The organism is Devosia sp. (assembly GCF_040509215.1).
In the GTDB taxonomy this organism is placed as follows: Bacteria; Pseudomonadota; Alphaproteobacteria; order Rhizobiales; family Devosiaceae; genus Devosia.
Genome location: NZ_JBEVLL010000111.1, coordinates 1 through 14,338, shown reverse-complemented (window position 1 = coordinate 14,338; position 14,338 = coordinate 1). Strand labels below are relative to the sequence as shown.

The window sequence follows — 14,338 nt, the reverse complement described above, 5'->3', positions numbered from 1 at the left end:
AGGACAACTGCATCATCATTTGCTCGATCGAAAACATCGACCCGATGGGCGTCCATACCGGCGACTCGATCACCGTCGCCCCGGCCCTGACGCTGACCGACAAGGAATACCAGATCATGCGCGACGCCTCGCTGGCGGTGCTGCGCGAGATCGGCGTCGAAACCGGCGGCTCCAACGTGCAGTTCGGCATCAATCCTGCCGATGGCCGCATGGTCGTCATCGAAATGAACCCGCGCGTCTCGCGCTCGTCGGCCCTGGCCTCCAAGGCCACCGGTTTCCCAATTGCCAAGGTCGCAGCGCGCCTGGCCGTCGGCTACACGCTCGATGAGCTCGATAACGACATTACCGGCGGCGGCATTGCCTATAATCGCGAGGAATATCTCGCCATCGTCGAAAGCGGCGTCGATGCCAGCCCGACCAATGAAGTGCTGGTCGAGGAAAGCGTGCTCGGCTGGAAAGAATACGAAATGGAAGTCGTTCGCGACAAGAACGACAACTGCATCATCATCTGCTCCATCGAGAATATCGATCCGATGGGCGTCCATACCGGCGATTCCATCACTGTCGCGCCGGCCCTGACGCTGACCGACAAGGAATACCAGATCATGCGCGACGCCTCGCTGGCGGTCCTGCGCGAGATCGGCGTCGAAACCGGCGGCTCCAACGTCCAGTTCGGCATCAACCCTGCCGATGGCCGCATGGTCGTCATCGAAATGAACCCGCGCGTCTCGCGCTCCTCGGCGCTCGCCTCCAAGGCCACCGGCTTCCCGATCGCCAAGGTCGCCGCCCGCCTCGCTGTCGGCTACACGCTCGATGAACTCGAAAACGACATCACCGGCGGCGCCACCCCGGCTTCGTTCGAGCCGACCATTGACTATGTCGTTACCAAGATCCCGCGTTTCGCCTTCGAAAAATTCCCCGGCGCCGACAACCGCCTGACCACCTCCATGAAGTCGGTCGGCGAAGCTATGGCCATCGGCCGCACCTTCCAGGAATCGCTGCAGAAGGCCCTCCGCTCGCTCGAAACCGGCCTCACCGGCCTCAACGAGATCGGCATCCCGGGCCTCGGCGAAGGCGAAGACAAGAACGCCATCAAGGCAGCCCTCGGCACCCCGACGCCCAACCGTCTCCTCCACGTCGCCGAGGCCATGCGCCTCGGCCTCTCCAACGAAGAGATTTTTGAGGCCTGCAAGATCGACCCTTGGTTCCTCGAGCAGATGCGCGGCATCGTCGACACCGAAGCCAAGGTCAAGCAGTTCGGCCTTCCCCAGGACGCCGCCAACCTACGCCAGCTCAAGTCCATGGGCTTCTCCGACGCCCGCCTTGCCCAGCTCGCTGGCCTGAAAACCTCCGACGTCCGCAAGCTGCGCCACAGCCTCGAAGTGCGCCCCGCCTACAAGCGCATCGACACCTCCGCGGCCGAGTTCGCCTCGCCCACCGCCTATATGTACTCGACCTACGAAACCCCCTTCGCCGGCAAGGTCGACGACGAAGCGCGCCCGTCCGACCGCAAGAAGGTCGTCATCCTCGGCGGCGGCCCCAACCGTATCGGCCAGGGTATCGAGTTCGATTATTGCTGCTGCCATGCGGCTTTCGCGCTGGCTGACGCCGGCTACGAAACCATCATGATCAACTGCAACCCGGAAACGGTTTCGACCGACTACGACACTTCGGATCGCCTCTATTTCGAGCCGCTCACCGAAGAAGACGTCATCGAAATCCTGCTGACCGAAAAGCAGAACGGCACCCTCCACGGCGTCATCGTGCAGTTCGGCGGCCAGACCCCGCTGAACCTCGCCGAAGCCGTGCAGAAGGCTGGTGTGCCGATCCTCGGCACCCAGCCCGACGCGATCGACCTCGCCGAAGACCGCGACCTGTTCATGAAGCTGCTCAACCGTCTCGAGTTGACTCAGCCCAAGAACGGCATCGCCTACAGCCTTGAACAGTCTCGTCTTGTCGCCGAGCGTCTCGGCTATCCGCTGGTCATCCGCCCGTCCTACGTCCTCGGCGGCCGCGCCATGGCCATCGTGCACAGCGCGAGCGAGTTCGAGCGTTACATTCAGGATACCCTGACCGGCCTCGTGCCGCCCGATATCCTGCAGCGCTATCCCAATGACCGGACCGGCCAGATCAATTCTGTCCTCTCCGACAACCCGCTGCTGTTCGATGCCTACCTCTCCGGCGCCATCGAAATCGACGTCGACGCCCTCTGCGATGGCAAGGACGTGTTCGTCGCCGGCATCATGGAGCACATCGAAGAAGCCGGCATTCACTCCGGCGACTCTGCCTGCTCCCTGCCCCCGCGCAGCCTCTCGCCCGCAGTCATCGAAGAGCTCAAGCGCCAGACCCGCGAACTCGCTTTCGCCCTCAAGGTCGGCGGCCTGATGAACGTCCAGTACGCTTACAAGGACGACACGATCTACCTCATCGAAGTGAACCCGCGCGCCTCGCGCACGGTGCCCTTCGTGGCCAAGGTCATCGGCGAGCCCATCGCCAAGATCGCCTCGCGCATCATGGCCGGCGAAAGCCTTGCCAGCTTCAATCTGGTCGAGAAGAAGCTCAAGCACATCGCCGTCAAGGAAGCCGTTTTCCCGTTCAACCGCTTCCCTGGCGTCGATACTGTTCTCGGCCCTGAAATGAAGTCGACCGGCGAAGTCATCGGCCTCGACCTCGATTTCGCCATCGCCTTCGCCAAGTCCCAGATGGGCGCCGGCCAGAAGGTCCCGACCTCCGGCAAGGCGTTCATCTCGGTTCGCGATGACGACAAGCAGTACATCGTCGACATGGCCCGCCATCTCGTCGAAGCCGGCTTCGAAATCCTCGCCACCGGCGGCACCCAGCGCTATCTCGTCGACAACAACGTCCCCGCGACCAAGATCAACAAGGTGCTCGAAGGCCGTCCGCACATCGTCGACTCGATGAAGAACGGCGGCGTGCAGCTCGTGATCAACACAACGGATGGCCTCAAGTCGATCTCCGACAGCCGCGACATCCGCCGCACCGCGCTTCTGGCCAAGATCCCCTACTACACGACCATCGACGGCGCCCTCGCCGCTGTCGAAGGCATCGTCGCCCTCCGCCAGGGCGGCCTCCAGGTCCGCGCCCTGCAGGAATACTTCGCGGCCTGACGTCAAGCATCTGCCCTCCCCGACATGGGGAGGGCATCCCTACACAGAACCGCCACTCATTGTGCGTTCAGACAGGCCAGCCTAGACTTCTCCAATCCATGATGGAGACTTCCGATGCGCTTGCTCTTGTCTCTGGTCGGCCTGACCCTTTTGAGCCCCGCCCTGGCGCAGGAAACAAACTTCAACCTCCATCAGGCAGCACTCGATGGCATGCCGATCGAAGAGGCCCGCCCCGCCATCGAGGCCATCTACGGCCCTCTCCGCGACCTCACCAAAGACCTTCCCCCGAACTTCGTGAGCGACGCGGTAACCGCCCTCGCCACGGCGGCAGATATGCCGTTGTCGTATTTCGTCTTCTGTGACGGGAAATTTGCCACTTTCACCGCCATCATGAGCCCGGCCGTGGCCCGCGATATTCTAGCGCCCCTGACCTTGTCGACAGCGCCTCGACCAGACGTTTTTCCTGAAGATGACGGCGTCAACCTGACCTTCGAGGAGGCCGACCTGATTGCCTTCTACCAAGGCGTCGGCACCAAGCAGAGCCAGGTCACCATCGCCTATCCCCGTGAGCTCATGCTGACGCTCGATTTCGCCGGATACTGCGCCGAGCTAGCGGCGAAGTAGCCCGCCCCTCGACTGGCACGTCTTCATGCGCTACCAAAAGCGCACCATGAAGTTGGCAGACCGAAGCAGCTCCATAGCGTTCCTGCGCGCCTGACACGCGCCGAGGGAACGCCTTTCAACCGGCCAGCGCGCCGGCGCCTGATGCTGCGCGCCCGCCGGTTCCCCAAACAGTCTGCAGACATCGCGCCCCAAAAAGGGCAGCGCACCTTCATGGAACAATCATGTCCAACTATTTCGAAAGCCCGTTCCTCGGCATCCCGCTCGATCAGCAGGTCACCAATCCCAACATCGTCGTCGGTCGCTACAGCTACTATTCCGGCTACTATCACGGCCACAGCTTCGATGACTGCGCCCGTTACCTGATGACCGAGCCCGGCGTCGACCGCCTTCTCATCGGCGCCTTCTGCTCCATCGGCTCCGGCGCCGCCTTCATCATGGCGGGCAATCAGGGCCACCGGAACGACTGGGTCAGCACCTTCCCCTTCGCCTTCGTCCCTGAATCTCCGGAATTTGCTAGCGCCAACAACGCCTTCCAGCCCGCCGGCGATACGGTCATCGGCAATGACGTCTGGATCGGTTCGGAAGTCATCATCATGCCCGGCATCAAGATCGGCCACGGCGCCGTCCTCGGCACCCGCGCCTTGGTGACCAAGGATGTCGAGCCCTACACCATCGTCGGCGGCAACCCTGCCAAACCCATCCGCAAGCGTTTTGCCGATGGCGACGTAGCGCTGCTGCTCGAAATGCAATGGTGGGATTGGCCCGTGGACCAACTCTCAGCCGCCATGCCGCTCCTCACCTCGGCCGACATAAAAGGCCTCCACGCTTTCTGGAAGCACGCCTAAAAACGAAGCGCCCGGGTCTCCCCGGGCGCTTCACTTCAATTCGCGAAGAACTTGTCGACCAGCGCCAAGGCCCCCTCGACGTCTTCATCGGTGACATCGAGATGCGTAACCCACCGCTGCTGCCCGTAGCGCCCGGTGATCCCCACCCCATTCTCTCCGAGATAAGCGGTCAGCCGATCGCCCAATTCGGCCTCCGCCTCGACCCACAAAATATTGGTGTCCGGCGCGACGACGCTCAGCCCCTTGTGCCGACCCAGGCCCTCTGCCAGCCGCTTCGCACGGCCGTGATCATCCGCCAGCCGCGCAACATTGTTCTCAATCGCATAAAGCCCCGCCGCGGCGAGAATCCCCGCCTGCCGCATACCGCCACCCAGCATCTTGCGATGGCGCCGCGCCGTCTCGATCAGATCAGCCCGTCCTACCAGAACCGAACCAACCGGCGCGCCCAACCCCTTGGAAAGACAAATCGAAACGCTATCGAACGGCGCCGTGAACTCGGCAATATCCATGCCCATCTGCACCGTGGCATTGAACGCCCGCGCCCCATCGAGATGCAGCCCAAGCCCATGCTTCCTGGCGATCCCCGCCACCTCAAGCATGTATTCGACCGGCAGCACCCGGCCGCCAAATGTATTCTCAAGCGCAATCACCCGCGTAACCGCGAAGTGGCTATCGCCCGGTCCCTTGATCGCCGCCTCGATTTCCCTCGGGTCCATCGTGCCGTCGGCCCGATGCGCAATCGGCTGCGGCTGGATCGAGCCCAGCACCGCCGCCCCGCCCGCTTCATACTTGTAGCAATGCGCATTCTGCCCGGCGAGGAATTCATCGCCGCGCCCGCAATGGCTCATCAGCGCCAAAAGGTTCGACTGCGTCCCCGACGGCACGAAGATTGCCGCTTCCTTCTTGAGAAGCCCGGCCATCTTCTGCTCCAGCAGATTGACCGTCGGATCATCGCCGAACACATCGTCCCCGACCTCGGCCGCAGCCATAGCCGCACGCATGCCGGCGCTCGGCCGCGTCACCGTATCGGAGCGAAAATCGTGGCGGATCGTATTCATGAAAAGGCCTCCAATAAGAAGCCTCTTTGTGCCTTGCCCAAAAGGGTTTGGCTAGGCCGCGACGTGCCCGCCCGAAGCACTGTCATTGGCGGCCGTCAGCTCGACAGCCGGCTTGCGTGCCAGCACCAGAATGCCGGTGATCGGCGCGCCGCGATCCTGCCGCAAGGTAGCCGTCTCAAACCGCAGCACTTCTAGGCCCGCCACCACCAGCGCATCCCGCGTCGCCGCCACACCATGCGCATAGCGCAGGCTAGGTCGCAGGAAGATCGCCTCTTCCCCGTCATGGGCCTCGAGCGAAAAGGCAACGAGCCCACCCGGCTTCAGCGCCGGCACCAGCGCGGCCAGCACCGGCTGCAGGTCGCCGCAATAGATGAACACATCCGCCGCCGTCATCAGGTCGGCCTCGGCCCGACGCGCATTCAGCGCCGCGACAAGCTCGGCCTTCTGCAGATTGTCATAGATGCCCTTGCGGGCCGTCTCGGCGATCATCGCAGACGAAATATCGACGCCTTCGAGAAACACAACCTTCTCGCGCAGCTTCTCGCCCATCAGGCCCGTGCCACAGCCAAGGTCGATCGCCTTGGCAAAGCGCTCGATCCCCAGCGCCGCCATTTCCTCGACCACGAGCGCATCAAGCATTTCCGGCACGCGATAGCCGAGCTTGCCGACGAGAGAGTCTTCAAACTGCGGTGCATATTGGTCGAACAGCGCTTCGACATAGCTCACCGCCGTGCCCTCGCCCGCCGCACCTGCATTGTGCGCCGCCAGCTTCAGCCGCGCGCCAAAAACACCATCGTCATCAAGCGCCTCGAGCCGCCGCCAGGCCGATATCGCCCCCGCAACATTTCCGGTCTTTTCATGATAGCTGCCGAGCAAGTCCCAGCCCGCGGCCCATTCCGGCACGATTTCGAGCGCCTGGTCCATCAGTTCGGCTGCGGCGGCGTGGTCACCACCTTCGGCCAGCATGCGGGCATAATCCGCGCGCCGGTCGGCAATGACATCGCCGGAAGAGTAAAACGCCTTGGTCAAGACGACATGACTTTCGAGGAAGCGCGCCCAGTGCGCGGCGGGCGGGATTTGCCGGAAAACCGGTGAATTGGCAAGAAAAAACGCTGAACATCTGCGTGACATCGCCATGAAGGGTTTTTCTCCCTGTCATGCTGCGTTACACTCTTGGACATAATACAGGAGCAATATGCTCCTTGCGCAGGAGTCGCCCCGGTGGAATCACCGGCCCGCCTTGCGTTTTTGTTTCGGCCTCACTCGGGCACCGAAACGTTGCGGTCGTGACCTTGTTCGACACCTGGCAGAAATAGAATTCTGCCGGGCGCTTTGTGCTGGAAAAAGCGCATATTGATGTGGAAAGCGTTTCACGCTACGGTGAACAGATCGAATATTGCGGCCGACTGATCATTTAACGCGAATTGCCATTCGCCTATGCAGACGTCACTTTCCGACAATTCGATATAGTTGAGATTCCTGATCGGGTGCATCGATCGGGGTCTTATTGCAGACTGCACGAGGGAACGCGCATCATGGCAACGGGCACCGTTAAGTGGTTCAATGGCCAAAAAGGTTATGGTTTTATTCAGCCGGATGAAGGTGGGGCCGACGTTTTCGTCCACATCTCTGCCGTCCAGCGTTCGGGCCTGAACGGCTTGGATGAAGGTCAGAAGGTCTCCTACGAGATCGTCAAGGACAAGCGGACTGGCAAGTCGGCAGCCGATAACCTGACGGCCAGCTAAGCCACCGATCAGGACTTAATTGTCGGGCGCGTCCGCATGCCGGGCGCGCCTTTTACTTTGCCGAGAAGTCTTCGTAACAGTCATAGTTGCGCTGCCAGGCAATCTTGCCGTCCCGGATGCCAAAGATCATGCACAGATGCGCGACCATCTTGTCGCCCACCTGCAGCCGCCCGACGGGCACCGCCATCGTCCCCTCCCAGCGCCCCTCCACGATCACGCGGTCGCCGGCCTCGATTATGTCGCCGAGCGCGTAGGTTTGCGAAGAAAGCACCTTGCGCTCCCCCGCCCGCGCCAGTCCCGCCAGGATCGCCGCATGATCATCCGTCCCTCCGGCCGGACGAATGCGGTTGGGCAGCTCTTCAAACGTCATCCCTCCGTCGATCAGCTTCTCAACCTCATCGAGATCGAAACGCTCGACGGCCGCGACGTAACGCTTAACCAGATCGATATTGCCCGACATCTCAAGACCTCCAAAATGACTGCCGAACCCGCCGAGCAGCCTCCACTAGAACATCGTTCTAGTCACAACCTAGAACGGCGTTCTAATTTGGTCTAGTCTCTTTTAATGAATGAGATTCCCGATCGCCGCCGCGCCATTCTCGATGCCGCCCTCGCCTGCTTTCTGGAGCATGGCTATCGAGCCACATCCATCGCGCAGATCCGCCAGAAGAGCGGCGCCAGCACGGGCAGCATCTACCACTTCTTTTCCGGCAAGGGCGCCATCGCCGAGGCGCTGTTCCGGCAAGCCATTGCCGGGTGGGCCGAATTCGCACCCTCCCCAACCGCCTCAGCGGAAGAGCGCATCAAGGCTTCCGTATCCGGTCTCGTCATCTGGGGTCTCGCCCATCCGGATCAATCGCGACTTCTCGACGAGTTGCGAAGCCTCGCCCCGCTTGACGATGAACTGAAAGACCTCCGCGCCTTCCTGGCCTCAGGTCATGACACGGCAGCCGCAGCCTTTGCCGAGATGCAGGCAACGGGAGCGGTGAAAAAGCTCCCCTTTCCCGTTGCCCACGCGCTCATGCTGGGCCCCGCCTACAGCTACCTTCGCAGCGCTGCGCCGACGCCGCCGGACGCAGCCCAGCGCATTGCTGCCGTCTTCGCCACGGCCGCCTGGCAATCAGTAAAAGCCTGACTTACTTGCCTTCCGGCGCCACGCGGATCAGCCGGCCGTTATCTTCGTCCGTCAGCAGATAGACCGCCCCATCGGCGCCAACCCGGACGTCGCGAATACGACCCAACTGACCTTCGAACAACCGCTCCTCGCCGGCGACAGTGTCGCCGTCCATGTCGAGCCGCACCAGCACATTGCCGCTCAACCCGCCAACCAGCAGATCGCCTTGCCAGCCCGAAATCAGGCTGCCCTCGTAAAAGTCGAGCCCCGACGGCGAGATGGACGGATCCCAATAGTAGATCGGCTGCTCCAGCCCTTCCTTCTCGGTGCCTTCGCCAATGGAAACACCTGAATAGTCGACGCCATAGGTAATGATGGGCCACCCAAAGTTGTCCCCGGCCGTCGGCATGTTCACCTCGTCGCCGCCGCGCGCGCCGTGCTCCACCGTGAACAGCCTGCCGTCCTCCGGACGAATGGTTGCGCCCTGCGGGTTACGATGGCCAATGCTCCAGAATTCCGGCGCCCAGCCTTCGGGCTTGGGATTGTCCTCCGGCACGCTGCCATCCGGCGCGATCCGAACGATACCGCCGGCCAGATCCTCCGGGTCTTGCGCCCGCTCCATGCTGCCGCGCTCTCCCAGCGTCACGAACAGATTGCCGTCGTCAGCAATGGCGATGCGCGACCCAAAGTGCCGCGTCGAATTGTCGAAATTGTTCATGCGGAAGATCACCTTCTGATCTTCCAGCCGCCCGCCGCCATTGGTCAGCACCAGCTTTGCCGCCATCACCGCCGTGCCCGTCCCCCGCTGCAAACCGGCATCCTCAGCCGGCTCGGCATAGGTCAGATAGATGCGACCGCTGGTCTCAAAATCGGGCGCCAGCGCCAGGTCGAGCAAACCGCCCTGCCCCCGCGCAACCACGTTCGGTACGCCCTCGACAGAACCGCTCACCACCCCGCTTTCGACTACCACCAGCTTCCCGCTCCGCTCGGTCACGAGAAACCGTCCATCTCCCAGAAAAGCCAGCGCCCAGGGGTGATCCAGCCCTTCGGCCAGCACCGTGGCGTGCAGTGGCCCCGCGCTACTATCCACTGTCTGGGCAAAACTCGGCACCGCCGTCGCCAGCACCAAACCCGAAACGAGAACCGGGAGAATGGAGAGAGATTTCTGCACGAAGACCTGCCTTTCCTGACTTTTGCGGACCGCACCCTTGAACAGGTGGGACAAGCGAATATCTCATTCCGAACACACCCGCTTGACCGCAACGCGTCGGGCGGGCAAGTTGGCGCCCGTCTCCCCCAAAACTTATCGTGAAGCGTTGGCCGAACGGCGTTTGGCGGAGAACATCATGCAGAGCAGCATCCGCCAGGTTGCGCTCTAACCACAACCTATCATGGCGCGCGGCGGCCTTTCCGGGGGGAAAGACCAAGGCGCGCCGGATTCATTTGCCTGAAGCCCATTGGAGGCAAGACGACATGGACAAGATCCCGATGACCGTACAGGGCCACAAGACCCTGACTGCCGAATTCGAGCACCGCACTGCCAATGAACGCCGTCGCATCATCGACGCCATTGCCGAAGCGCGCGCTCACGGTGATCTGTCTGAAAACGCTGAGTATTCTGCCGCCAAGGAACAGCAGAGCCTCAACGAGGGCCGCATCAAGGAACTCGAGACCATTCTGGCCCTCGCCGACATCATCGATGTCAGCAAGCTTTCCGGCTCGTCCGTAAAGTTCGGCGCTACGGTGACCTATCTCGACGAGGACACCGAAGAAGAAAAGACCTATCAGGTCGTGGGTGATCCGGAAGCCGACGCGTCGGCCGGCCGCATCTCCATTTCCTCGCCCATCGCCCGCGCCATGATTGGCAAGGCCGAAGGCGATTCGTTCGAAGTCGCTGCTCCGGGCGGCGCGCGCAGCTACGAGATCATCAAGATCAAGTATATCTGACGCCTAAAATTTGGGCACAGACCCAATATCCTGTGTCTTTCCGGCACAATAGCGGGCCCCGACGGGGGCCCGTTGTCATGAGTGCCTTGAAACCGATCCGCTTCGGCCCTTAATTAGGGTCCGAGGGAATTTTCCTTATTGTCGAAGAGGCGTCGCGATGCACGCGAAAGTCATCATCATTGGTTCCGGTCCGGCTGGCTATACGGCTGCCATCTATGCCGCACGCGCCATGCTCGAACCCGTGATGATTCAAGGCCTTCAGCCCGGTGGTCAGCTCACGATCACGACTGATGTCGAGAACTATCCCGGCTTTGCCGATGTCATCCAGGGCCCCTGGCTCATGGACCAGATGAAGGCCCAGGCCGAGCATGTCGGGACCAAGATGGTCAACGACATCATCACCCATGTCGATTTCGACCGCCGTCCCTTCGTGCTGACCGGCGACAGCGGCGACACCTACACTGCGGATTCGCTGATCATCGCGACGGGCGCCCAGGCCAAGTGGCTTGGCCTGCCGTCCGAACAGAAATTCCAGGGCTTTGGCGTGTCCGCCTGCGCCACCTGCGATGGCTTCTTCTATCGCGGCAAGGAAGTGCTCGTGGTCGGCGGCGGCAATACGGCCGTCGAAGAAGCCCTCTTCCTCACCAATTTCGCCGAGAAGGTGATCGTGGTGCACCGCCGCGGCGAGTTCCGCGCCGAACGCATCCTGCAGCAGCGCCTTTTCAAGCACCCCAAGGTCGAAGTGCGCTGGCACACCGAAGTCGTCGAAGTCGGCGGCTCGGCCATGCCGCCCTCGGTCAATGCGGTCACCCTCAAGGACAACTCGACGGGTCGCGTTTATGAGCAGAAGATCGACGGCGTCTTTGTCGCCATCGGCCACGCTCCGGCCACCTCGATCTTTTCGGGCAAGCTCGACATGAAGGCCGGCGGTTACCTGCAGGTCAAGCCGGGTACCACCGAAACCAATATTCCCGGCGTCTTCGCCGCCGGCGACGTCACCGACGATGTCTATCGCCAGGCGGTCACCGCCGCCGGCATGGGCTGCATGGCAGCGCTCGATGCCGAGCGTTATCTTGCCGAACACGAACTTGCCGAAGCGGCAGAATAGGCTGCGACTTTATGTTCTGTGAAAAGTGGAACATCGTCATAATGCCTGCCCGACTTTTCGCTAAGTCGGGCAGCGTCCAGCTGACTGGCTGACCATCAACGAGAAAGCGTCACAAAAATGCTCGACTGGGACAAGCTCCGGATTTTCCACACGGCCGCAGAGTCGGGCAGTTTCACGCACGCAGCCGAGAAACTCGGCATGAGCCAGTCGGCCGTCAGCCGACAGATTTCCGCCCTTGAGGACGACCTCGGGCTAAAACTCTTCATCCGCCACGCTCGCGGCCTGGTTCTCACCGAGGTCGGCGAACAGCTCTTCCGCACAGCGCACCGCATGCACTGGGAGCTGCAGCAGGTCGAAACGCAGATGTCCGAGAGCCAGGACGAACCAACTGGCCCGCTCATCGTCACGACCACCGTCGGCATCGGCTCAACCTGGCTATCCTCGCGGCTCGACGAGTTCCTCAAACTCTATCCGCTGATCCAGCTCGAAATTCGCCTCAACGACTCCGAGCTCGATCTCGCCATGCGCGAGGCCGACGTCGCCATCCGCTTGCACCGACCCAACCAGTCGGAAATGATCCAGCGAAAGCTCTTCACCGTCCACAACCACTTCTATGCCAGCAACGGCTATATCGACGAGCACGGCATGCCGCGGGCGCTCGAAGACCTCGATAATCACCGCATCATTAGCTTCGGCGAACCCGTCCCGTCCTACCTCGGCGACATCAACTTCCTCGAACGCATGGGCCGCTCGGAATCGAGCCCGCGCCGCGCCGTCCTTAAGGTCAACGCCATCTACGGCATGATGCAGGCCTGCCGCGCCGGCATCGGCATCGCCATGCTCCCCGCCTATGTGACGGAAAAGGAAGACGGCCTCACCCAGGTCCTCGCTGAAGTCGAGCTTCCAGCCTACGAAGCCTATTTCGTCTACCCACCCGCCCTGAAGAATTCGAAGCGCGTCGGTGTCTTTCGTGATTTCTTGGTCTCAAAGGCCAGAGAGTGGAGCTTCTAGAGAGCTACGCTCGAATGGCGGTCCCGCTCGAAGGCCCCCTCACCCCCTTCGGGCCGACCTCTCCCCCAAGGGAGAGGTGTCGCTCCGCGACCCCGGGCCACCTCTTCACCTCTCCCGTGGGGGGAGAGGTCGACGGCGAAGCCGGCGGGTGAGGGGGCCTTCCCCACAAACCGCGCCAGTTCGGGAAAGCACCCCATGCCCCGCATCACCACCATCGCCCTCGATGCCGATGACACGCTCTGGCAGAACGAGCAGTTCTTCCGCCTCACCGAACAGCGCTTCACTGAACTCCTAAAAGACTACACCGACGCGCCCGATCTCACCGATCGCCTCATCGCCTCGGTGACGAAGAACCTCCAGTTCTACGGCTTCGGCATGAAGGGCTTCGCCCTCTCTATGGTCGAAACCGCCCTCGAAGTCACCGATCACCGCGTCCCCGGCACCGTCATCGCCGAAATTCTCGCCGCCGGCCGCGAACTGCTCACCTACCCCATCGAAACCCTGCCCTATGTCGACCAGACCCTCGAAACCCTGCAGGATCGCTATCGCCTGATCCTCGTTACCAAGGGCGACATCTTCGATCAGGAGCGAAAGCTCGCCGCCTCCGGCCTCGCGGATTATTTCGCCGCCATCGAAATCGTCGCCGACAAGAATGCCGAAACCTACCGCCGCATCTTTGCCCGCCACACCGAAGGTCCAGAGCACACGCTCATGGCCGGCAACTCGCTGCGCTCAGACGTCCTGCCCCCGCTCGAAGCCGGTGCCTATGCCGTCTACGTCCCCCACGACCTCACCTGGTCCTACGAGCGCGCCGACGAACCCGAAAACAATCCGCGCTACGCTCGCATAGCCCATCTCGGCGAACTCGAATCGGCCATCGCCGGATTTGAAGCCGCGGTGTAGTCTCCCCTCACCTTGGTGATTGGGGGAAACATCATGAAGACTTCCGCGCTGGCGCTCGCCGCCCTCCTTCTGCTGCCCGGCACAACTTTCGGCGCCGAATCCACGCCCGAAAGTTTCGGCGCTACCTTCTGCAAGGCCAGCCTTGAAGACGATATGTCACCCGTCGAAGCCGCCCTGACGCCCGATCTCGCGAAGATCATGGCCGAGGCCGAAGCGAAGAACGCCGAAATCCAGGCGGCCGCTCCTGATGAAAAACCACCCTTGGGCGATGGCCTCCCCTGGCGTAGCTGGACCGATTACGCCGACGGCTGCGAAGTCGGCGATCTCTCCGAGGACGCAGGAAAGACCCTCGTCGAGATTCGCTACAGCTTCACCACCTCGCCCGATGCCAATTACGCCGATTACCTCGTCCTGATTCCTGCCACCACCGGCAGCGATTCCTGGCAGCTCGACGACATAAAACTCATCGACGGAATGACCCTGCGCAGCGTTTTGGCAGGTGCGTTCGACCTGTAGATCAAAAAACAGGCTGCGACAGCCCGCCGCACCGACTCATCTTCGCGTTGAAATCATTGATGATTTTCACATGACATGCGCGAACCGCATATCTGACATGTCAGACACCTGGTTGGCGAATGAGCATCGCGCCCATATATCGAGCACATCACAGCGCGAATGTTTCTCCTCCTCCCTTGCATCGCGCTGCGTTCCCTCCTACGGGCTTCGGCCCGACCCTCTAAGGCTTCGCTCTCCCCTCGGGCGAAGCCTTTTTCTTTTCCAAAAACCACCAAATCGGCGCCTTAGAAAGCCAGACCACCGGACTTTCCCGGTCCCATTCGTTTGTGGTTTTTTCAG

The 14,338-nt window shown here is 61.8% G+C and carries 14 protein-coding genes; 10 read left to right on the top strand and 4 right to left on the bottom strand.

Going from position 1 to position 14,338, the window contains the following annotated elements; genetic code table 11:
* Positions 1 to 44 precede the first annotated feature (44 nt).
* From carB to catB, 3 genes are all read left to right on the top strand, one after another.
* Positions 45 to 3,128, top strand: coding sequence for a carbamoyl-phosphate synthase large subunit (carB, locus tag ABW043_RS06405; RefSeq protein ID WP_502908606.1), 3,084 nt, complete (start codon positions 45 to 47; stop codon positions 3,126 to 3,128).
* A 114-nt stretch (positions 3,129 to 3,242) separates the two neighbouring features.
* On the top strand, positions 3,243 to 3,752 hold the full coding sequence (locus ABW043_RS06400; RefSeq protein ID WP_353920392.1) for a hypothetical protein: 510 nt from the start codon (positions 3,243 to 3,245) through the stop codon (positions 3,750 to 3,752).
* 221 nt (positions 3,753 to 3,973) lie between these two features.
* Positions 3,974 to 4,597, top strand: a complete 624-nt coding sequence (gene catB, locus ABW043_RS06395) for a type B chloramphenicol O-acetyltransferase (protein ID WP_353920391.1) — start codon at positions 3,974 to 3,976, stop codon at positions 4,595 to 4,597.
* 35 nt (positions 4,598 to 4,632) lie between these two features.
* On the opposite strand, the gene ltaE is transcribed toward catB, so the two are convergent.
* Together ltaE and ABW043_RS06385 are read right to left on the bottom strand one after the other, a co-directional pair.
* Positions 4,633 to 5,655 (bottom strand): low-specificity L-threonine aldolase, encoded by a 1,023-nt coding sequence (gene ltaE / locus ABW043_RS06390; RefSeq protein ID WP_353920390.1) that lies wholly within the window; start codon positions 5,653 to 5,655, stop codon positions 4,633 to 4,635.
* A gap of 51 nt (positions 5,656 to 5,706) precedes the next feature.
* A complete protein-coding gene (locus ABW043_RS06385; protein ID WP_353920389.1) occupies positions 5,707 to 6,684 on the bottom strand; it encodes a class I SAM-dependent methyltransferase in 978 nt (325 codons plus the stop codon).
* Between the two features lie 506 nt (positions 6,685 to 7,190).
* Here ABW043_RS06385 and ABW043_RS06380 point away from each other — a divergent pair.
* Positions 7,191 to 7,400: a cold-shock protein gene (locus ABW043_RS06380; RefSeq protein WP_035080396.1), complete on the top strand. Its 210-nt coding sequence runs from the start codon at positions 7,191 to 7,193 to the stop codon at positions 7,398 to 7,400.
* A 52-nt stretch (positions 7,401 to 7,452) separates the two neighbouring features.
* On the opposite strand, the gene ABW043_RS06375 is transcribed toward ABW043_RS06380, so the two are convergent.
* On the bottom strand, positions 7,453 to 7,860 hold the full coding sequence (locus tag ABW043_RS06375) for a nuclear transport factor 2 family protein (RefSeq protein WP_353920388.1): 408 nt from the start codon (positions 7,858 to 7,860) through the stop codon (positions 7,453 to 7,455).
* Between the two features lie 105 nt (positions 7,861 to 7,965).
* Between ABW043_RS06375 and ABW043_RS06370 the strand changes: the two genes are divergently transcribed.
* On the top strand, positions 7,966 to 8,535 hold the full coding sequence (locus ABW043_RS06370; RefSeq protein WP_353920387.1) for a TetR/AcrR family transcriptional regulator: 570 nt from the start codon (positions 7,966 to 7,968) through the stop codon (positions 8,533 to 8,535).
* A 1-nt stretch (position 8,536) separates the two neighbouring features.
* Here the strand turns inward: ABW043_RS06370 and ABW043_RS06365 are convergent, their stop codons facing one another.
* On the bottom strand, positions 8,537 to 9,685 hold the full coding sequence (locus ABW043_RS06365; protein ID WP_353920386.1) for a PQQ-dependent sugar dehydrogenase: 1,149 nt from the start codon (positions 9,683 to 9,685) through the stop codon (positions 8,537 to 8,539).
* Positions 9,686 to 9,987: 302 nt separating this feature from the next.
* Between ABW043_RS06365 and greA the strand changes: the two genes are divergently transcribed.
* From greA to ABW043_RS06340, 5 genes are all read left to right on the top strand, one after another.
* A complete protein-coding gene (greA, locus tag ABW043_RS06360; RefSeq protein ID WP_353920385.1) occupies positions 9,988 to 10,461 on the top strand; it encodes a transcription elongation factor GreA in 474 nt (157 codons plus the stop codon).
* Between the two features lie 157 nt (positions 10,462 to 10,618).
* Positions 10,619 to 11,569, top strand: coding sequence for a thioredoxin-disulfide reductase (gene trxB / locus ABW043_RS06355; protein ID WP_353920384.1), 951 nt, complete (start codon positions 10,619 to 10,621; stop codon positions 11,567 to 11,569).
* Positions 11,570 to 11,686: 117 nt separating this feature from the next.
* On the top strand, positions 11,687 to 12,580 hold the full coding sequence (locus tag ABW043_RS06350; RefSeq protein WP_353920383.1) for a LysR family transcriptional regulator: 894 nt from the start codon (positions 11,687 to 11,689) through the stop codon (positions 12,578 to 12,580).
* Positions 12,581 to 12,775: 195 nt separating this feature from the next.
* Entirely contained in the window at positions 12,776 to 13,483 is a 708-nt protein-coding gene (locus ABW043_RS06345; RefSeq protein ID WP_353920382.1) for an HAD family hydrolase, read from the top strand.
* 33 nt (positions 13,484 to 13,516) lie between these two features.
* Positions 13,517 to 13,999, top strand: coding sequence for a hypothetical protein (locus ABW043_RS06340; protein WP_353920381.1), 483 nt, complete (start codon positions 13,517 to 13,519; stop codon positions 13,997 to 13,999).
* The last annotated feature ends 339 nt before the right edge of the window (positions 14,000 to 14,338 follow it).

What these genes read in the sequence shown, in the direction of transcription:
- carB (WP_502908606.1), top strand. Translation starts at nt 45, where the DNA reads ATGGGCGTCCATACCGGCGACTCGATCACCGTCGCCCCGGCCCTGACG.
- ABW043_RS06400 (WP_353920392.1), top strand. Translation starts at nt 3,243, where the DNA reads ATGCGCTTGCTCTTGTCTCTGGTCGGCCTGACCCTTTTGAGCCCCGCC.
- catB (WP_353920391.1), top strand. Translation starts at nt 3,974, where the DNA reads ATGTCCAACTATTTCGAAAGCCCGTTCCTCGGCATCCCGCTCGATCAG.
- ltaE (WP_353920390.1), bottom strand. Translation starts at nt 5,655, where the DNA reads ATGAATACGATCCGCCACGATTTTCGCTCCGATACGGTGACGCGGCCG.
- ABW043_RS06380 (WP_035080396.1), top strand. Translation starts at nt 7,191, where the DNA reads ATGGCAACGGGCACCGTTAAGTGGTTCAATGGCCAAAAAGGTTATGGT.
- ABW043_RS06375 (WP_353920388.1), bottom strand. Translation starts at nt 7,860, where the DNA reads ATGTCGGGCAATATCGATCTGGTTAAGCGTTACGTCGCGGCCGTCGAG.
- ABW043_RS06370 (WP_353920387.1), top strand. Translation starts at nt 7,966, where the DNA reads ATGAATGAGATTCCCGATCGCCGCCGCGCCATTCTCGATGCCGCCCTC.
- greA (WP_353920385.1), top strand. Translation starts at nt 9,988, where the DNA reads ATGGACAAGATCCCGATGACCGTACAGGGCCACAAGACCCTGACTGCC.
- trxB (WP_353920384.1), top strand. Translation starts at nt 10,619, where the DNA reads ATGCACGCGAAAGTCATCATCATTGGTTCCGGTCCGGCTGGCTATACG.
- ABW043_RS06350 (WP_353920383.1), top strand. Translation starts at nt 11,687, where the DNA reads ATGCTCGACTGGGACAAGCTCCGGATTTTCCACACGGCCGCAGAGTCG.
- ABW043_RS06345 (WP_353920382.1), top strand. Translation starts at nt 12,776, where the DNA reads ATGCCCCGCATCACCACCATCGCCCTCGATGCCGATGACACGCTCTGG.
- ABW043_RS06340 (WP_353920381.1), top strand. Translation starts at nt 13,517, where the DNA reads ATGAAGACTTCCGCGCTGGCGCTCGCCGCCCTCCTTCTGCTGCCCGGC.